This window comes from Phytoactinopolyspora halotolerans, from assembly GCF_010550675.1.
Lineage (GTDB): Bacteria > Actinomycetota > Actinomycetes > Jiangellales > Jiangellaceae > Phytoactinopolyspora > Phytoactinopolyspora halotolerans.
In genome coordinates, this window is the sequence record NZ_JAAGOA010000018.1 from 1 (window position 1) to 18,972 (window position 18,972).

The window sequence follows — 18,972 nt, forward strand, 5'->3', positions numbered from 1 at the left end:
GCCCGACGACGAGCTCGATGTATTCGGACCGTCGACGGGTCAACGCCGGCGTGGTCCACATCTCGGCGGCGGCTTCGCTGCCGATCTCCGGGCTGTCGCGGTATTCCGGCGGCACGACATGCGCGCCCAGAAACGTCGTTTCGGCGGTCAGCGTCGTAGCGATCCGCAGCAGGCGGGCCTCGTCGTCGACGGACAGGCCGTAGCCGCTCTTGATCTCCACCGTTGTCGTACCCTGACGGCGCATCTCCGACAGCAGCCGGTACCCGTGCGCGGTGAGTGTGGCGTCGTCGGCCGCACGGGTGGCGGCCACCGTGGTCGCGATGCCACCACCGTCGTATCGCGCCCCCGCCATTCTGGCCTCGTACTCGTAGGCCCGGTCGCCGCCGAACAGGATGTGCGTGTGCGAGTCGACGAACCCGGGGACCACCGCACGTCCCTCCACGTCGATCTGATGGTCCGCATCAGGCGCGGCGTGCTCCGGACCGGTCCACAGCACGGCGTCGTCATCGACGACGATCGCCGCCCGCTCGATGATCCCCAGCGCCGGCACGAAACCGCGGCGGGTGACGGTGCGGCCGGCGTGGCCGGCGCCGGGCCGGGGCGCTTCTCTGGCCGGGTCCATCGTCACCAGCTCGCCGATCCCGGTGACCAGGGTGGTGGTGCTCACCGTTGCGCTCCCTTGCCTCCGCATACGTGATCATCGACGGTGGTGCCGGTCAATGGTAGGGCCGGCGATTGATGATCGTGGGGTAGTAGCCGGTGCTCGCCGCCGTCGACGACGATACGGCCGCCGACGACGACCGTCGCGACGTCGGCGGAGCTCGCCGTCAGTACCAGCTGTGCCGGATCGGCGCCGGCGGTGCGGACGGTATCCGTGCGTACCGCCACCAGGTCGGCAGCGGCTCCGACAGCGATCCGCCCGTTCGCCGGCCACCCGAGTGCCGTGTGCCCGCGCGCGGTCAGCGTCGCCACCAGCTCGGCCGGCGAGAACCGGCCGCGCCGACCGGTGGCCAGCCGCTCGTGCATCTCCAGCAGCCGCGCCTCGGTCAGCAGGTCGATCACGGCGTGCTGGTCGCTGCCGAGGCAGACCGTCGAGCCGGCGGCGTCCAGCGCTCCCATCGGAGAGATGCCGTCGGCCAGGTCCTGCTCGGTGGTCGGGCAGGCGCATACCGCGGTGCCGGTGGAGCCCAGCAGCTGGATGTCCTCCTCGCTGAGGTGGGTGGCGTGCACCGCCGTGGTCCCGGGACCGAGCGCCCCGGCGTCGGCGAGCACCCTGGCCGGGGTGCGGCCGTATTCGGCCAGGCAAGCGTCGTTCTCGGCGGGTTGCTCGGACAGGTGGACGTGCAACGGTGCGTGCGCCGATTCCGACCACGCCGCGACGGTGCCGATCGCCGTCTCCGGGACGGCTCGCACGGAATGGACGGCCGCTCCCACCAGCACGTCCGGGGTGGTGCCGCGATGGTGCCGGGCGGGCTGATCGTCCACGGTGCCCATTGGCGCGGCGACGACGTCCTTGAGTCGTTGCACCCGTTCCGCCCACCGTTCGGCCGTGCCGTCGCCGAAACGTCGCTGCGGCCCCGCCAGCGGGGTTCGGATCCCGCCCTGCAGGTAACACGTATCCACCAGGGTCAGCCGGATGCCGGCGTCGGCGGCAGCCTGGATCAGGGCCAGCCCCATCTCGTTCGGATCGGCATACGGCGAGCCGTCCGGCGCGTGGTGCAGGTAGTGGAACTCGCCGACGACGGTCGCCCCGGCCAGCACCATCTCCCGGTACACCGTGCGGGCCAGGCGGTGGTAACTCTCCGGCGTCAGTCCCTGCGCGACCGTGTACATGCTGTCCCGCCAGGTCCAGAAGGTGCCGCCGTCGCCGTGCGTCCGTCCGCGCAACGCCCGGTGGAACGCGTGCGAGTGCGCGTTGGCGAAGCCGGGAAAGACCACACCCGGCAGCCGAACGTCGGCCGGCTCGGGGCCGACGCCGGTGCGGACCGCTGTGATCGCCCCGCCGCTTGTTTCGATCCGCACGCGTTCGGCGAGCTCGAGGCCGCTGCCCCGGCTGCCTCGGCTGTGCTGGTTGCGCTGCTCGCCGTGGCTGCCCGAGCCGCTCGCGGCGCTCACCCATGCCCGTTCCGCCCAGAACGTCATCGCCGCGTTCACGCGACCAACTCCGCCAGGCACCGCGTGAGGGCCTCCACACCGGCGAGGCAGTCGGCGCGCTCAGCGTGTTCGTCAGGGGAGTGCGAGACCCCGGTCGGATTGCGGACGAACAGCATGGCGGCCGGGATCCCTGCCGCGCTCAGGATCCCCGCATCGTGACCGGCTCCAGTGGAGAGCACCGGGGCGTCCAGGGTGCGGCTCAATTGTGCGACGAGCGCCTCGTCGAAGACCGTCACCGGCGTCCAGGACTCATTCGTCGATGTGAACTCCGCCAGCCCGGCCAGGACCCGCTCGACCCGCTCCGTTTCGGCGGCACGGCAGTCGACCCATGCGGTGACGTGCGACGGGATCGCGTTGACGCCGTTGGGTTCGATCTTCACCTTGCCGACGGTGGCCAGCGCATCGTGTCGCGCCGCACCCGCTCGGGCGCCTTCGATGAGTGCAGCGAGCCGGAGCATCGGGTCATCCCGGTCGGCCAGCGCCGTCGTTCCCGCGTGATCGGCGCGTCCGGCCAGCTCGACGCGCCAGCGCCCGTGCGGCCAGATCATGTTCCCGACGGCGACCGGCCAGTCCAGGTCGGCGAGGCCCCGGCCCTGCTCGATGTGGAGCTCCAGGAACGTGCCGACGCGTCGCACGGTCTTCGGGTCGGGACCGATCAGCTCCGCGTCGTACCCGCTCTGGCGGACCGCATCGCTCAAGCTGGTGCCGTCGTCGTCGGTCAATCCCCGCGCTCGGTCGGCCGGCAGTGCCCCGGTGATGATGCGTGAGCCGGCGCAGGCGACGCCGAACCGGGCACCCTCCTCGTCGGCGAAGCAGGCGACGCCGATGGGACGGGACGGCCGGACACCGCGGGCGCGCAGTGCGTCCACGGCCAGGAACGCCGAGACGACGCCCAGCGGCCCGTCGTACGCGCCGCCGCTGGGCACGGAATCCAGGTGGCTGCCGGTGACGACGCCGGGTCCGTCGGTGTCGGGATCACCCCACCACGCCCACTGGTTCCCGGCGCGATCGACGACGGTGCTCAGCCCGCGACGCCCGGCCTCCGCGACGAACCACTCCCGCAGCGTGTGGTCCGCCCGCGTCCAGGCGAACCGCCGGTACCCGCCGCCCGGTTCCCGCCCGACCGGTGCGAGGTCCGCCCACATCCGATCGAACTCCTTCCCATGGTCATCGAGGGTTGGGCCGGTCATGGCGCGTCCCGCCGTTGATGATCATGGGGAGCGTCGGCGGGGACCGGGATGGGCAGGCCGCGATCGCGGGCCACGACGGCGGCGGGGCCGTAGCCCGCGTCGACGTGGCGGAGCACGCCGGTTGCCGGGTCGTTGGTCAGCACTCGCTCCAGCTTGGCCGTCGCCAGGTCGGTACCGTCGGCGACGGTGACCTGGCCGGCGTGGATGGAGCGCCCCATGCCGACTCCGCCGCCATGGTGGATGGACACCCATGACGCGCCGGACGCGGTATTGACCAGCGCGTTCAGCAACGGCCAGTCGGCGATCGCGTCGGAGCCGTCGGCCATGCCCTCGGTCTCCCGGTACGGCGACGCGACCGAACCGGCGTCGAGGTGGTCCCGGCCGATGACGATCGGGGCGCGGATCCGGCCGTCGGCGACCAGCTCGTTGAACCGCATCCCGGCCAGGTGCCGCTCGCCGTAACCGAGCCAGCAGATCCGCGCCGGGAGCCCCTGGAACGCGACCTTCTCCTGGGCGGCGCGGATCCAGCGGTGCAGGTGATCGTCGTCGAACAGGTCCAGGACCGCCTCATCGGTGACGGCGATATCCTGCGGGTCGCCGGAGAGCGCGGCCCACCGGAACGGGCCCTTGCCTTCACAGAACAGCGGCCTGATGTAGGCGGGCACGAAGCCGGGAAACGCGAATGCGCGCGCGAAGCCGCCCTGCCGGGCCTCATCCCGGATCGAGTTGCCGTAATCGAACACCTCGGCCCCGGCGTCGAGGAAGCCCACCATCGCCTCGACGTGCCGGGCCATCGAGGCCCGGGCGCGTTCGGTGAACTCGGCCGGCTTGGCCGCCGCCAGCTCGTGCCACTCCTCGACCGAGACCCCTTCCGGGAGATAGCTCAGCGGATCGTGCGCCGATGTCTGGTCGGTGACGACGTCGACCGCGACGCCGCGCCGCAGCAGCTCCGGCAGCACGGTGGCGCAGTTGCCGACCAGACCGACGGAGAGTGCCCGCCGGTCGAATCTCGCCTGCTCGGCCTGGTGCACGGCGTCGTCGAGGTCGGCGGTGTAGGTGTCCAGGTAGCGCTGGTCCACCCGGCGCGCCAGCCGGGTCTCGTCCACGTCGACGACGATGCAGGCGCCGCCGTTGAGCGTGACCGCCAGCGGCTGCGCTCCGCCCATGCCTCCGCAACCCCCGGTCACCGTGAGCGTGCCGCTCAGGCTGCCGTCGAACCGTTTGGCGGCGACGGCGGCGAACGTCTCGTAGGTGCCCTGCAGGATGCCCTGGGTGCCGATGTAGATCCAGGAGCCGGCCGTCATCTGCCCGTACATGGTCAGGCCGAGCTGCTCCAGCCGGCGGAACTCCGGCCAGTTGGCCCAGTCGCCCACCAGGTTGGAATTGGCGATGAGTACGCGTGGCGCCCACTCGTGTGTGCGCAGTACGCCGACCGGCTTGCCGGACTGGACCAGCAGCGTCTCGTCTCCGGCCAGGTCGGTAAGCGTGCGCACGATCGCGTCGTAGCTGGCCCAGTCCCGGGCCGCTCTTCCGGTGCCGCCGTAGACGACGAGGTCGTCCGGGCGCTCGGCCACCTCCGGGTCGAGGTTGTTCATCAGCATCCGCAGTGGTGCCTCGGTCTGCCAGCTGCGGGCCGTGAGATCGGTACCGCGTGGCGCGCGGATCGGACGGCGGCCGCCGCGGTCGGACGGTTCAGGTGTCATCGCAGAGCTCCTCCGGGCAGATGGGGATCGCTTGTGCGGTTGGGGCGGGCGGGGCTGCGCGGCCGACACCGGAGAGTTGTACCCGCCATCGCGTGCACGATCCTCCGTGTTTCGTCGTCGTCGGGATGTTGTGTGGATCCATGGACGGCCCTACCGCAGCTGACCGGCGACGGACGAGGCGGCGTCGGCGAGCGCCCCGGAGCGGACCTGCTGGACGACCGATTCGATCTCTGGGGCGAGGAAACGATCCGGGCCGGGGACGCCCGGTCCGGAAGGTTGCGTGGCGCTTCCGTGGTGCCTGACGGCCTCGCAGACGGCGGCGGTGGCCGGTGCCGGCCGCAGCGGACTGCGCAGCTGTAGCGCGCGGGTGGCGGTGAGCACCTCCACCGCCAGCGCCCGCGTCAGTCCGTCCACCGCTCGGCGCAGCTTGCGTGCCGCGGCCCAGCCCATCGAGACGTGGTCCTCCTGCATCGCCGACGACGGGATCGAATCCACCGACGACGGCACGGCGAGTCGTTTCAGCTCGGAGACGATTCCGGCCGCGGTGTACTGGGCGATCATGTGGCCGGAGTCGACGCCGGGGTCGTCCGCCAGGAACGCGGGCAGTCCCTGGCTGCGGCCCATGTCCAGCATCCGGTCGGTGCGCCGTTCGGAGATGCCGGCCACGTCGGCGACGGCGATGGCGAGGAAGTCGAGCACATAACCGATCGGAGCGCCGTGGAAGTTGCCGTTCGACTCGACTCGGCCGTCGATGGTCACCACGGGGTTGTCGATGGCGGCCGCCAGCTCGCGGTCGGCGACGTCGGCGGCATGCCGGACGGTGTCGCGGGCGGCGCCGTGGACCTGGGGTGAGCAGCGCAGCGAGTAGGCGTCCTGCACCCGGGTGCACTCGGGCGTGCGGTGACTCTCCATGATCGCGGAACCGTGCAACAAGGCGCGCAGGTTGGCAGCGGAGTCGGCCTGACCGGGGTGCGGCCGCATCGCGATGAGGTCTTCGGCGAAGGCGGCGTCCGTGCCGAGCAACGCCTCGACGCTCATGGCGGCGGCGATGTCCGCCGCGGTCAACAGGCTCTTGAGGTCGTGCAGTGCGAGAACCAGTTGGCCGAGCATGCCATCGGTGCCGTTGATGAGGGCGAGCCCCTCCTTCTCGGCCAGCGTGATCGGCGTCAGCCCGGCGTCACGCAGCGCCTGACCGGCGGCGACACGTCGGCCGTCGGCGTCGTCGACCATGCCCTCGCCCAGCAGAGCCAGCGCGCAGTGCGCGAGCGGCGCGAGATCGCCCGAGCAGCCCAGCGATCCGTACTCGTGCACCACCGGGGTGATGCCGTGGTTGAGGAGGTCGACGTAGGCGCGGGCGGTCTCCAGCCGGATTCCGGTGCGTCCGGTCGCCAGCGTGGACAGCCGCAGCAGCATCAACGCCCTGACCACCTCGCGCTCCACCTCGGGCCCGGAACCGGCGGCGTGTGAACGGATCAAGGACAGCTGCAGCTGGGCACGGCGTTCGGCGACGATGTGACGGGTGGCGAGGGCTCCGAAGCCGGTGGAGACGCCATAGTGCGCCGAGTCGTCGGCGGCGAGCTCCGCGATCACCGCGCGGCTGGCCTGGATGGCCGCCTCCGCATCGCTGGTCAGCGCGACGGGTGCGTCGTGCCGGGCGACGGCGACGACGTCACCGACGCCGAGCGGACCCGTGCTGAGGGAGACCGGCGAGATGTTCATATGGCCATTGCATCGCTCGGGCATCTCCGGTGGAACGAGATTGTCTGAGATAATGTCTGGTATCTCAGACAGCTGGCGACGCCGGTCGGCCGGCGGACGGCCGCGTGGCATGTGACGAGGATGGCGTGCAGAGATGGGAGAGAGCAGTCGGGTCCCGGCGCTCCGGCACGGCGTCGGGATCCTCCGGCATCTCGCGCGGCAGGGTGGTCCGGCGACGGCCGCCTCCATCGCGGGAGAGCTCGGCCTGCCTCGGTCGACCGTCTACCACCTGCTGAACGAGCTGGAGCGGGAGGGCTTGGTGGTCCATCTGCCCGAGGAGCGCCGCTATGGGCTGGGCATCGGTGTCTTCGAACTGGGCACCGCGTACAGCCGGCACGCGCCGCTGGCTCGGCTCGCGCGTCCGTTGCTGCACAGCCTGGTGGATGAGGTGGGACATGGGGCGCATCTTGCGGTATTGCACGGGCGGGAGGTGCTGTACCTGTTGGAGGAACGGGCGCCCGGCAGCCCGTCACTGGTGACCGACGTCGGTGTGCGGCTACCCGCCCATCTCACGGCAAGCGGCCGGGCCATGCTGGCCGGGCTACCGGCGGCACAGGTTCGTGCCCTGTTCCCGGACGCGTCGGCGTTCACCGACCGGCACGGCGCGGGGCCACAACGGTTGTCGGAGCTGCGGGCGGTGTTAGCGGACGTGCGGCAGCGCGGCTACGCGACCGAGGACGGCGAGGTCACGCCAGGATTCGCCTCCGTCAGTGTGGCTGCGCGAGATCACACGGGTTATCCGGTCGCGGCCATGGCGGTGACATTCGACCGTAATGCTGTCGACGAGCGCGACTGGCGCGCGCTGGCCGCTCAGATCGACCCCGTCGCCGCCGAGTTGACCCGGCGGATCGGCGGCCCGGATGCCGTGGTTCCGCAGTTCGAAAGGCGTACGCCACGGCCCTGAACGGGGTCGGATTCGTGGTGGACATGGACGGTGTGATCAGTTCGAAGCGCCATATTGCGGACGGGAGGCGATCACGTCAGGTACTCGAGCTGTCCGCGTGATCCAGGCATGGACGTGCGGGCTCTGCTGAACGCATGGTCCGCGACTACATCGCAAGCGTTTACGACCTCGACGGGGTGACCGACGACGTCGTGATCGTGCCTGAACTCGGCAGTCTCGGCGCGCGCGCTGCGTCGGCGAGGAAACGTGTGGCGGAGGTCGAGAAGGCCAGGCGGGAGGCGGCGCGTGAAGCTCGCGAGGTCGCTCGCCAACTTCGTGCGAACGGTTTGTCACTATCTGACACCGCTGCCGTGCTTGGCGTCTCTCGCGGGCGTGTCTCACAGTTGGTGAACTCGCGCGCGTCCTAGTGCCCCAGGAGCCCGGTCTGGAACCAGGTTCCACGGGGACACTAAACCATTGAGTCTGGCGTGCTGCCGGCCGATGGTGGTCATCCAGCGGGAGCCTTTCCAGCCTGCGTGCGCGGGGCGCTGAGCAGTGAGACGGCGGTTGCGACGATGCCGACGCCCGCGAGCGCCAGAAACGCCGCCGTGTAGCCGCCGAGCAGGTCGGCGATCGCGCTGCCGAACCATGGCGACAGCGCCATGGTGACGGTGATCGGTGCCGAGAGCTGCCCGGTCAACCGGCCGTAGTGCGCGGTGCCCCACCGTTCGCTGACCGCCGTCGCCTGTAACAGTGGCACGAGTCCGCGGGCGATGCCGGCTGCGATCGATGCGCCGATCAGAGTGGTCACCGTCGTCAGCACCCCGAGCAGCGCCGTCGTCAGGGCGACGGCCAGCAGGATCAGGGCCGTCCGGAGCCGGACTCCGGTCCATCGGGTCAGGGCCGGAAAGCAGAGCCGACCGATCACCTGCCCGAACCCGCCCAGCCCCAGCGCCAGCGCGGCCGTCGACGTACTCATGCCACGCTCTTCCATCATCGGCACCAAGTTGATGATCACGGCGAATGCGACGAGCGAGGTCAGCCCCAGCGCCGTGGCCAGCGCGAGGAACGGAAGGCTGCGGCTGATCCGCGCCGGATGGTCGTGCGGCCGCCGTTCTGCCCGGTCGTGCTGGTCGTGCTCATGCTGGTCGTGCCTACGCTGGCCGTCCTCGGCCCGGCCGCCCTGGCCGTGGACGGCGTCGACCGCGGCACCCGGCCATCGCCCGCGCAATCCCCACCAGTGGGCGGGGACGGTGACCGCGGCGAGGATGGCGGCGAGAGCCAGGTAGGTTCGCCCCCACCCCAGGTGCTCCAGCAGGAACGCCGTGAGCGGTGCGAATATGGTGCTGGCCAGGCCTGCGGCCAGGGTGAGCATGGTGAGCGCCCGGACCCGTTCGCCCCGGCTGTACCAGCGGGTGAGTGTGGTGAACGCCGGCGGATAGAACACCGCCGCCATCGCGGCTCCGGCGACGACCCAGCCGGTCGCGAAGAGTGGGCGGTTCGGCGCCACGGCGATCAGGACCAGCGCGAGCGTCCCGATCACCGACCCGCCGGTCATGATCGTCCGTGGCCCGTGCCGATCCAACCACCGGCCGACCGGCACCCCGAGGATGGCGGCGAGCAACAGTCCGCCCGAGAACGCGGCCGTCAGGAACGTCGTCGACCAGCCCGTCGTCGACGCGATGGAGGTGAGCAGTACCGGGAACGCGTAGTACAGGACGCCGTAGCTGACCGTGACCGTGATACACAGCGTGGCCAGCACCCGACGCAGCCCGGAACGGGAGAGCGTCTCGGGGTGCGCCGGGTGCAGGTCCTGCTGTGTATGTTCACTCACGCTGAGCTCAGTCTCGCAGCATGCGGCGCCGTCACGTCACGATGGGGCCGGCGGAGATCTGACTGGCATGGGCCGCGAGCGGATCCATGACGTAGGCGGCGTCCCGGTGCACGCCGCGCAGCGTGTTCGACGAGAATGACCGCTGAAACTCCAGCCCCAGGTAGACCAGGCCGGGATGGGTGGTCGAGATGCCGGCGATGTGGTGCGGCATGCCTCGCTCGTCGAGCGCGCCGAGCCCGTCCAGGTAGCCGAGGCTGGGCAGATACCCGGTGGCGAGGATGATGGCGTCCACCTGCTCGCGTGTACCGTCGGACCACACGACGCTGTCCCCATAGAGCGAGGAGAACATCGGCCGCCGGTCGATCATCCCGCTCTCGATCGCGTGCCGGTAGCCGCCGGTGTCGATGACCAATCGGTGTGGGAAGAGCCGCTCGAGCCACGCCGGCGGAAGCATGTCCAGGCGGGTGACCTTCAGCCAGTAGTGCAGGTCGCGCCCGAGCTTGCGCTGGTCGGTGAAATGCAGCGGGGTGCGGCTGGCGAGGGTGACCGATGCGGTGTGGGCCAATTCATGGGCCACCTGTATCGCGGAGTTGCCGCCGCCCACAACGACGACGCGGCGGCCACGGTATGGGTCCGGGCGCCGGTAGTCGGCGACGTGCAGCACGTCACCGGTGAACCCGTCCGACCCGGGTAGCTCGGGTCGATGCGGGCGAGAGAACGAGCCGCTGGCGGCGACGACGCCGGATGCGGCGATCGCGTCCCCCGTCGATGTGTGCACGACGAACCGCTGCCCGTCCTGTTCGACGTCGACGGCCCGGGTGCCGGTGCGGATGTCGACATCCAGCTTGTCGGCGTACCGGGTGAGGTAGCCGGCGACCTCGTCGCGGGTCGGATACCGGTCCGGGTCGCCGTCGAACGGGAAATCGGGGAAGGAGCTGTACTCGGCGGGCGAGAACAACGTGAGGCTCTCGTAGTAGTGCGGCCACGATCCGGCAGGTCGGCTACCGGCTTCGAGAACGACGGGCGTCAGGCCGACGTCCCGCGCGGCGCAGGCGGCGGCCAGGCCGGACTGGCCGCCGCCGATGACGATGACAGGTTCTGGCGGAGTGTTCATGCAGGAGAAGATATCGTCATTTCCCGAAATGACAAAATGAGTCGGCGGGCTAGGGTGAAGGGGAGGAGGACGACGTGACGCGGGAGCCGCTTGCGGTGGCCGCCGGCCGGGCGGACGCTGCCAATGAGACCGAACGCACCGACGACGCCGGCAGTGCCGATGCCGCCGACGGCGGTGGTGGCGGTGGTGGCGCGAGCGCGCCCGTTGAGCTGGCCTCCGAGACGCACGACTTTCTGAAGGCCTTGGCCAGTCCAACCCGGCAGCGGATCATGATGCTGTTCTTCCGCGGCGCCGAGCTGTCCGTCGGTGAAGTGGCCGAGCGTGCCGGTCTGAGCCAGTCCGCGGCGTCGGAGCAACTCTCTCTGATGCGACGGGGCGGCGTGGTGACCGCGCGCCGGGACGGGAAGACGATTCTGTACCGCGGCGATCGGGACGGTATCCGGAAGGCCCTCTCGGACCTCCAGGCGTACCTCGAAGTCTGCTGCTGAACGGTCGAGAAAATCGAGGACCGAGGTGTCGATCCGGCGCACCGTCGTTCGACGCGTAGACATCAGCGGGTTGCGCGCTCGGCCACAGGGCCGGCCCCCGCCACGGTATGAGGGAGGCAGTGACGATGCGAGTCACCGTATTCGTGAAGGCGAACCAGGACTCCGAGGCCGGCGTGCCGCCGAGCGAGGAGATGCTCACGGCGATGATGAAGTACAACGAGGAACTCGCCAAGGCGGGTGTCCTGCTGGCCGGCGATGGCCTGCGGCCCAGCTCCGACGGCGCACGTGTGCATTTCTCCGGTGCGAAGCGGACCGTCGTCGATGGGCCATTCTCCGAGACCAAGGAGCTGGTCGCGGGGTACTGGCTGTGGCAGGTCACGTCGATGGACGAGGCCATCGAGTGGGCCAAGCGGTGCCCGAACCCGACCGGCGAAGAGGGAGTGTTGGAGATCCGGCCGGTGTATGAGGCCGACGACTTCGACGAGGCGTGGACACCGGAGACGCGGGAGATCGATGCCCGGCTCCGCGGCAAGCTGCATCTCGACAGCCAGGCGAACGAGTCCTGACCGACGCCGCACGGCACGCTCACACACAGCGCCCTGCACCCGGGTCTCCGGCGCTCGGAGTGCAGCACGCTGTGGAGTTGTGGGACCTGCGTAGCATGGGGACGTGCCGAACGCGGAAGTGCAGCGCACGGTGGACGCCGTCTGGCGGATCGAGTCCGCGAGGCTGATCGCCGGCCTGGCTCGGATGGTCCACGACATCGGTGTGGCGGAGGACCTCGCGCAGGATGCTCTGGTCGCGGCGATGGAGCAGTGGCCGGAGTCGGGAGTCCCGGAGAATCCTGGTGCCTGGCTGATGGCCGTCGGCAAACGTCGTGCCATCGATCAGTTCCGCCGGCAGGAACGGTTGGAACGCAAGGTCGGCCAGCTCGGACGTGACCTGGAGTTCCAGCAGCCGAACGTCGAAGATGAGCTGGTCGACGCTATCGACGACGATATCGGTGACGACCTGCTCCGGCTGATCTTCACGGCGTGTCATCCGGTGCTGTCCGTGGAAGCGCGGGTCGCCCTCACGCTGCGCCTGCTCGGCGGACTGAGCACGGACGAGATCGCGCGTGCTTTCCTGGTTCCGGAGACGACCGTCGCGCAGCGCATCGTCCGGGCGAAGCGTACGCTCGCCGCGCGCAAGGTCGAGTTCGAGCTGCCGCGCGGAGAGGATCGGACCGCCCGGATGGGGTCGGTCCTGGAGGTCATCTACTTGATCTTCAATGAGGGTTATGCGGCCACGGCCGGGAAGGACTGGGTCCGCCCGGCGCTGTGTGAGGATGCTCTGCGGCTCGGCAGGATCCTGGCCGGCTTGGCGCCGGCCGACGCGGAGGTCCACGGTCTGGTGGCCTTGCTGGAGATTCAGGCGTCCCGGCTGCGTGCGCGCGTCGGCGCGGCAGGTGAGCCGGTACTGTTGCTCGACCAGAACCGAGCCCTGTGGGACCGGCTACTGATCCGGCGTGGCTTGGCGGCGCTGGAGCGGGCGGAGAGCCTGGCCGCTGCACAGACCGATACGTCGTCCTCCGAAGCATCCGGGCAGGTGCCGTGCGGTGGGCGCGGGCCGTACACCCTGCAGGCGGCGATCGCCGCCTGCCATGCTCGTGCGGTCGTGCCGGAGGCCACCGACTGGGTGCGGATCGCCGCTCTGTACGCTGCGCTCATGCAGGTCGCACCGTCGCCCGTGGTGGAGTTGAACCGCGCGGTGGCGCTCGGTATGGCGTTCGGGCCGGAGGTCGGGCTGCAGGCCGTCGATGAGCTGGCGGCGGAGCAGACGCTGCAGAGCTACCACCTGCTGCCCAGCGTCCGCGGGGACCTGTTGGTGAAGCTCGGCCGCAAGGAGGAAGCGCGCGCCGAGTTCGAGCGGGCCGCGTCGTTGACGCGGAACGAGCGCGAGCGGACGCTGCTGCTCGACCGAGCCGCCGCCTGCCATCCCGGACTCCATGATCATCAACATCTAGCCGATGATGGTAAATTCAACGGCTGATGACATGGGAGGAAATGACCGACATGAGGGTGGAGCACGCGGCGCCGGACGGCAGCCCGGTCGGGGTGTACCTGGCCATTCCGGCTGGGAAGGAACCGGAGATCATCCACAGCTCGATCGCTTCGGACGCGGACATCCTGGAGCTGGGATGTGGCGTCGGTCGGTTGACCCGCGTACTGCTGGCATACGGCCACGACGTGGTCGGTGTGGACAATGACCCGGTGATGCTGGCCCACGTGACCGGCGCCGAGACTGTCCACGCCGACTTCTACGACCTTGACCTGGGCCGCCGATTCGGGGCCGTCGTCGCCGCCAGCCACCTGGTCAACACGCCGGGTGAGGCCAACCGGATCCGGCTGCTCGAGGTCTGCGCCCGCCACGTGCGCGACGACGGCGTGGTGCTCGTCGAACGGTATCCCCCGGCCTGGTCCGAGGACCCGCACGACAGCTCCGGCATGACCGGGCCCGTGGCGTCCGCCGTGTCCGTTCACCGAAAGGGTCCCGACGGCTTCTCGGCGACCGTGGAGTACCGGCTCGGCGAGCGCCGCTGGCAGCACGACTTCACGGCGGAGCACGTCGACGACGCGATGATGATCGACGCCGCCGCCAAGGCCGGGCTGAGGTTCGCCGATTGGGTCGACGACGCGCAGACCTGGGCCCGCCTCCTCCCATGATCATGAACACTAACCGTGCTATGTGAACGGTTAGTGTTCATGATCATGGAGGTGGGAGCGGAGGACGTCGGCCAGTTCGGTGCGGGTGGTGCACGCCGACAGCGCAAAGCAGGCCGCGAGCTCTTCTGCCCGATCCGGTGTCACGCCATCGAAGCAGCGTCCGAACGCCTCCGCGGCCGGTTCGGCGAACATGATGTGCCGCACCAGCAGGGGTATCCACTGCCGCTGACCCCACGGGTACGGGTGGAAGTCGGGGAACTCCGTGGCGATGAGCTTCTCGATCGGCTCCATGACGGACCGGATCTCCGCATCCGAACCGCCCCACGAGTCGGTGCCGAGCCGGGTCTTCTGCGCGAGCGACGGCGCGATCTGCTGAATATACGGGCTGTCCGGCGGGACGTATGCCAACCCCTGGCGGCCGATGTCCTTGTAGGTCCACAATGACCAGCTGGCGCCGTGCTCGGCGTAGATCTCCAGCTGGTCGCGGAGCAGCCGCAGGCAGGACTCGTCGCGCGCCTCGTCGCCGGTGTAGATCGGGCCGAACTCGCCGATCCAGATCGGCGTGCCGGTGCGACGCATGAATTCGGTGCGCCGCAGGAACGTCTGCTCCACCACGTCCCGGTCGAAGTACTCACCGCGTGCCATGCCGGGATACCGGCTGTCTCGGGCGATGCCCGGCAGGGCGTAGTCGTGTGCGGTGTACACGGCGTTGTCGAACGGTTCGTCGAAGACGGAGAAGTCGCTGGCGTAGCGGTTGCCGTCCAGGAAGAGCACGTGCCGTGGGTCGATCGCCCGGATGGCCTTCTCCAGGCGTGCATAGAACGGTCCGATGACCTCGCCGCTGGCGTCGGCGGGCTCGTTGAGCGGGTTGTAGCCGGCCACGGCGGGATTGTCTCGGTAGCGTTCGGCCAGCGCCTCCCACAGGTGGACGACGCGGTCTTGGAAGTGCCGGTGCACCCAGAAGGACGCGACGTGTGTCGGGTTGTCGCTGTGCCAATGGTGGTTCTGTGCCCCGGGGGCGGCGTGCAGGTCCAAGATCGTGTAGATCCCGTGCCGTGCGCATGTGTCGATCAGCCGGTCGAGGAGCTCGAAGCCTTCCTGCTTGAGTTCGAACGGACGGTCGTCGTCCTCGAAATGCCGGTAGTTGAACGGCACGCGGAGGGCGTTGAGGCCGAGGGACGCCAGCAGGCGGGCGTCGTCGTCGGTGAAGAAGTCATGCAGGAAGCGGTCGAAGAACCTGGCATAGCCCTGCTCACCTAACGATCGCCGCATGGCCTCGCGGACCTGGGACTCCGTACCGGGGTAGCCGGTGATGAAGTTCTCCATGTTCATCCAGCCGCCCAGGCCGAAACCCTTGAGCACGACGGTGCGACCGGCGCCGTCCACGAGCCGGTCTCCGGCGACACGGACCCATGGCATCGCTGTGGTGTCGAGATGGTCGTGGGGAAGCGACACGGAGTCCTCCTTGGTGGGAATGCTGCCGGAAGCGCCGGGCAGGGCCGGCCGGGAACGGTCGTATAACGCTCAGAAACCGGTACCGTGCCCGAGGCTAGCCAGCGCGTGGCATCTGTGCAACTATGTGCTTTGAACGTTTCATTACCGCAGCTGCAACGCGAATGTCCTTTCCGGAAACCGGTCACTCAAGGCCGGTCACACAGTGCAGAAAGGTAGCCAGATGGTGCACATCGTGGGCAAAGGTGCCGCACGCTCCAGGCGGCCGGCAGTAGTCGCCACGGCGGCCGTAACGCTGCTGTTCGTCGCCGCGTGCGGGTCCGACGACAACGGCGGTGGCGGCGACGACGAAGCCACCGGCGACGTCTCGATCCGATTCGCCTGGTGGGGCAACCCCGAGCGGGATGAGATCACGAATCAGGCGATCGAGGCGTTCGAAGCAGAGCATCCGAACATCGACGTCGAGGGCGACAGCATCGACTTCGACGGATACTTCGATCGGCTGGCCACGGAGGTCGCCGCCGGCAACGCGCCCGACGTGATCACGCTCGGCGGCGCGTACCCGCGCGAGTACGGTGACCGGGGAGCGCTGCTCGATCTGTCCGAGGTGGAGGAGCACTTGCCGACGGACAACATCGACGAGGCCGCGCTCAGCAACGGCTTCTTCAGCGGGGTGCAATACAGCATCCCGACCGGCGTCAACACCTACGCCATGGTGGTGAACCCGGACGTCTTCTCCGAGGCCGGGGTTCCGCTGCCGGACGACGAGACGTGGACGTGGGACGACTACGTGCGGATAGCCGAGGAGATCTCGGCCAATACCCCGGACGGCACCTACGGAGCCGCGGACCGGACCGCACCGGACCTCATCGACCTGTACTCCCGGCAGAACACCGGGGACGGGCTTTACACCGAGGACGGCCAGATCGCCATCGCCGCCGAGACCGCGGCCGAGTGGTGGCAACTGACCACGGACATGATGGAGTCCGGTGCCACGCCGCCGGCCTCCATCACGTCGGAACTGGCTGGTCAGCCCGGTCCGGAGCAGACACTCATGGGGCAAGGCCTCGCCGGCATGCAGTTCGACTGGAGCAATCAGCTGCCGGCGCTGCGCAGCGCTTCCGGCGCCGACTTGCAGTTGATGCGGGCGCCCGGCGAGTCGCATGGGGTAGCGTCCGGCATGTGGCTGCAGGCCTCGCAGTCGTACGGTATCTACTCCGGGTCGGACCATCCGGAGGAGGCAGCACAACTGATCGACTTCCTGGTCAACCACGAGGAAGCCGCGCAGTTCATCAAGGCGGATCGCGGTCTGCCGGCGAACTCGGAGGTGCTCGCGGCCATCACGCCGGAGCTCGACGACGACACCGCCGCGCAGGCGGAGTTCATCGCCGAGGTCGAGGGCGAGGTCAACCCCGACCTCATCATCGGCCCGGAGGGCTCCACCGAGTCGGTCGGCATCGTGCAGAGGCTCAACGACGAGGTACTGTTCGGTCGCATCACACCGGAGGAAGCCGGGCAGCGGCTCGTCGACGAGCTCAACGCGGCGATCAGCTGAGTGGTGGTCGGACCTGGTGCGAGGTCTGGTAACCGGTATCTCACGGAACGGTTGCCAGACCTACCAGGCATTTCATCGTGTGGACATCCGCACCGTTGACAGCGTTTGGAAACCTTGTTAGAAATCGCTATCTCACCAGAGTCGTTCGATTGCGAGCGGCCCGCAGTGCGAGGAGGTCATCGATGATCAACGCGAGGGGCCGCGCGGCCTCGACGTCGGCATGGAGATGCCGGGGGACCTCCGGTGATCGCTCATGAATGGCACGGTCAAAGAGTCCGCGACCGAGCAGCAGCCGGACGCCGCCGGTAACAGCGGCCGCAGATCGCAGCGGAACACGCTGGCCAAACGTGAGGGCCGAGCGGCGTATCTGTTCCTCGCGCCGTGGTTCATCGGCATGCTGGTCATCACCATCGGCCCGATCCTCGGGTCGCTGTACCTCTCGTTCACCGACTACAGCCTCCTGCAGCCGCCGGAGTGGGTCGGGTTGGACAACTTCCGGCGCATGTTGGAAGACTCCCGGCTGCATTCGGCGATCGTCGTCACCGTCACGTACGTGTTCGTCTCGGTGCCGCTGCAGCTGGCCCTTGCGCTGGCACTGGCGTTCTTCCTCGATCGCGGTGTACGCGGGCTCGCGATCTACCGCTCGGTCTACTACCTGCCGTCGCTCCTCGGCAGCAGTGTGGCGATCGCCATCCTGTGGCGGCAGATCTTCGGCACCGAAGGCCTGATCAACCAGATCCTCGACGTGTTCGGCATCCAGGGCGAAGGGTGGGTCTCCCATCCCGACTACGCGCTCTCGACGCTGATCGTGCTCAACGTCTGGACGTTCGGGTCGCCGATGGTGATCTTCCTGGCGGGCCTGAGGCAGATCCCGACGATGTACTACGAAGCCGCAGAGGTCGACGGCGCCGGCGGGTGGACGAGGTTCTGGCGGATCACCATCCCGCTGCTGACCCCGATCATCTTCTTCAATCTCGTCCTGCAGCTGATCGGCGCGTTCCAGACCTTCACGCAGGCGTTCATCGTCAGTGGCGGAACCGGCGGCCCGGCTGACTCGACCCTGTTCTACACGCTCTACGTCTACCAGCGTGGATTCGGATCGTTCGACATGGGCTACGCGTCCGCTCTGGCGTGGTTCCTGCTGGTGGTCATCGCGGGATTCACGGCGATCAACTTCCTGGCTGCGAAGCGGTGGGTGCACTATGGCGACTAGTCTTGACCAGCTCTCCGACGACCCGACGAGGACGGTGCGCGACGAGCCCGGCGGCAGCCCGCGCACGCCCAGCCGGCGCCGGCGCCTCTACAAACACGTGATCCTGATCGTCTTCGGCTTCGCGATGCTGTATCCGCTGCTGTGGATGCTCTCCAGCTCGATCAAGCCGTCCGACGTGATCTTCCGTGAGCCGTCGCTGATCCCGAGCGCCTTCGACTTCAGCAACTACACGGAAGGCTGGAACGCACTGGCACGTCCGTTCCACCACTATCTGTTCAACTCGCTGATCATCGTGGTCGCCTCGGTCATCGGGAACCTGCTGACCTGTTCGATGGCCGCATACGCCTTCGCCCGGCTGCAGTTCCGTGGCAAGAAGTGGTTCTTCGCGGCGATGCTTGCGACCATCATGCTGCCGATCCACGTGGTGATCGTGCCGCAGTACATCCTGTTCAACGAGTTGGACTGGATCAACACGTACTACCCGTTGATCGTCCCGAAGTTCCTGGCCACGGATGCCTTCTTCATCTTCCTCATGGTCCAGTTCATCCGGGGGCTGCCGCGCGAGCTCGACGACGCGGCCAGGATCGACGGGTGCGGGCATTTCCGCATCTATGCGCGGGTGATCATGCCGCTGTGCGTGCCCGCTCTGGCGACGACCGCGATCTTCACCTTCATCTGGGTGTGGAACGACTTCTACAGCCAGCTGATCTTCCTGACCGATCCGGACCTGTACACGGTCCCGGTCGCGCTGCGGACGTTCGTCGACTCGCAGGGTGAGTCCGCTTGGGGGCCGCTGTTCGCGATGTCGATCGTGGCGCTCGGACCGATCTTCGGGTTCTTCCTGGCCGGGCAGCGGTATCTGGTCCGCGGCATCGCGACGACGGGAATCAAATGATCCGGACACATCGGACACCGACCGGCGC

General features: G+C 68.8%; 17 protein-coding genes. 9 read left to right on the forward strand and 8 right to left on the reverse strand.

Features of this window, described 5'->3' with window-relative positions:
- The 5 genes from G1H10_RS22230 to hutH all read right to left on the reverse strand — a co-directional run.
- A partial coding sequence (locus G1H10_RS22230) for an amidohydrolase family protein (RefSeq protein ID WP_246219816.1) occupies window positions 1–622 on the reverse strand: 622 nt, incomplete at its 3' end.
- A gap of 41 nt (window positions 623–663) precedes the next feature.
- Window positions 664–2,142 (reverse strand): formimidoylglutamate deiminase, encoded by a 1,479-nt coding sequence (locus G1H10_RS22235; RefSeq protein WP_163742119.1) that lies wholly within the window; start codon window positions 2,140–2,142, stop codon window positions 664–666.
- A gap of 8 nt (window positions 2,143–2,150) precedes the next feature.
- Complete coding sequence (locus G1H10_RS22240; protein ID WP_216853552.1) at window positions 2,151–3,344, reverse strand: allantoate amidohydrolase; 1,194 nt, start codon at window positions 3,342–3,344, stop codon at window positions 2,151–2,153.
- Complete coding sequence (hutU, locus tag G1H10_RS22245; RefSeq protein WP_163741887.1) at window positions 3,341–5,047, reverse strand: urocanate hydratase; 1,707 nt, start codon at window positions 5,045–5,047, stop codon at window positions 3,341–3,343. The genes G1H10_RS22240 and hutU overlap by 4 nt, the downstream gene beginning before the upstream one ends.
- 150 nt (window positions 5,048–5,197) lie before the next feature.
- Window positions 5,198–6,766 carry a histidine ammonia-lyase gene (hutH, locus tag G1H10_RS22250; protein ID WP_163741889.1) on the reverse strand — a complete coding sequence of 523 codons (1,569 nt, stop codon included), beginning with the start codon at window positions 6,764–6,766 and terminating at the stop codon, window positions 5,198–5,200.
- A gap of 133 nt (window positions 6,767–6,899) precedes the next feature.
- Between hutH and G1H10_RS22255 the strand changes: the two genes are divergently transcribed.
- Together G1H10_RS22255 and G1H10_RS22260 are read left to right on the forward strand one after the other, a co-directional pair.
- Window positions 6,900–7,709 (forward strand): IclR family transcriptional regulator, encoded by an 810-nt coding sequence (locus tag G1H10_RS22255; RefSeq protein WP_163741890.1) that lies wholly within the window; start codon window positions 6,900–6,902, stop codon window positions 7,707–7,709.
- Window positions 7,710–7,843: 134 nt separating this feature from the next.
- On the forward strand, window positions 7,844–8,116 hold the full coding sequence (locus G1H10_RS22260) for a sigma factor-like helix-turn-helix DNA-binding protein (RefSeq protein WP_163741892.1): 273 nt from the start codon (window positions 7,844–7,846) through the stop codon (window positions 8,114–8,116).
- An 80-nt stretch (window positions 8,117–8,196) separates the two neighbouring features.
- On the opposite strand, the gene G1H10_RS22265 is transcribed toward G1H10_RS22260, so the two are convergent.
- Both G1H10_RS22265 and G1H10_RS22270 read right to left on the reverse strand, forming a co-directional pair.
- On the reverse strand, window positions 8,197–9,522 hold the full coding sequence (locus tag G1H10_RS22265; RefSeq protein ID WP_216853553.1) for an MFS transporter: 1,326 nt from the start codon (window positions 9,520–9,522) through the stop codon (window positions 8,197–8,199).
- A gap of 31 nt (window positions 9,523–9,553) precedes the next feature.
- A complete protein-coding gene (locus G1H10_RS22270) occupies window positions 9,554–10,636 on the reverse strand; it encodes a flavin-containing monooxygenase (RefSeq protein ID WP_163741894.1) in 1,083 nt (360 codons plus the stop codon).
- A 74-nt stretch (window positions 10,637–10,710) separates the two neighbouring features.
- Here G1H10_RS22270 and G1H10_RS34710 point away from each other — a divergent pair, with 74 nt between their 5' ends.
- The 4 genes from G1H10_RS34710 (at window position 10,711) to G1H10_RS22290 (ending at window position 13,829) form a co-directional block, all read left to right on the forward strand.
- Complete coding sequence (locus G1H10_RS34710) at window positions 10,711–11,124, forward strand: ArsR/SmtB family transcription factor (protein ID WP_216853554.1); 414 nt, start codon at window positions 10,711–10,713, stop codon at window positions 11,122–11,124.
- 125 nt (window positions 11,125–11,249) lie between these two features.
- Window positions 11,250–11,690, forward strand: coding sequence for a YciI family protein (locus tag G1H10_RS22280; RefSeq protein ID WP_163741895.1), 441 nt, complete (start codon window positions 11,250–11,252; stop codon window positions 11,688–11,690).
- 103 nt (window positions 11,691–11,793) lie between these two features.
- Window positions 11,794–13,155 (forward strand): RNA polymerase sigma factor, encoded by a 1,362-nt coding sequence (locus tag G1H10_RS22285; protein WP_216853555.1) that lies wholly within the window; start codon window positions 11,794–11,796, stop codon window positions 13,153–13,155.
- Window positions 13,156–13,178: 23 nt separating this feature from the next.
- Window positions 13,179–13,829 (forward strand): class I SAM-dependent methyltransferase, encoded by a 651-nt coding sequence (locus tag G1H10_RS22290; protein ID WP_163741897.1) that lies wholly within the window; start codon window positions 13,179–13,181, stop codon window positions 13,827–13,829.
- Between the two features lie 30 nt (window positions 13,830–13,859).
- Here G1H10_RS22290 and G1H10_RS22295 read toward each other — a convergent pair whose 3' ends face one another.
- Complete coding sequence (locus tag G1H10_RS22295; protein WP_216853556.1) at window positions 13,860–15,284, reverse strand: glycoside hydrolase family 5 protein; 1,425 nt, start codon at window positions 15,282–15,284, stop codon at window positions 13,860–13,862.
- Window positions 15,285–15,504: 220 nt separating this feature from the next.
- Here G1H10_RS22295 and G1H10_RS22300 point away from each other — a divergent pair, with 220 nt between their 5' ends.
- The 3 genes from G1H10_RS22300 to G1H10_RS22310 all read left to right on the forward strand — a co-directional run bounded on the left by G1H10_RS22300 (window position 15,505) and on the right by G1H10_RS22310 (window position 18,944).
- Window positions 15,505–16,836 carry an ABC transporter substrate-binding protein gene (locus tag G1H10_RS22300; RefSeq protein ID WP_163741899.1) on the forward strand — a complete coding sequence of 444 codons (1,332 nt, stop codon included), beginning with the start codon at window positions 15,505–15,507 and terminating at the stop codon, window positions 16,834–16,836.
- Between the two features lie 253 nt (window positions 16,837–17,089).
- A complete protein-coding gene (locus tag G1H10_RS22305) occupies window positions 17,090–18,049 on the forward strand; it encodes a carbohydrate ABC transporter permease (protein ID WP_163741900.1) in 960 nt (319 codons plus the stop codon).
- Between the two features lie 124 nt (window positions 18,050–18,173).
- Entirely contained in the window at window positions 18,174–18,944 is a 771-nt protein-coding gene (locus G1H10_RS22310) for a carbohydrate ABC transporter permease (RefSeq protein WP_376778650.1), read from the forward strand.
- Window positions 18,945–18,972 lie beyond the last annotated feature (28 nt).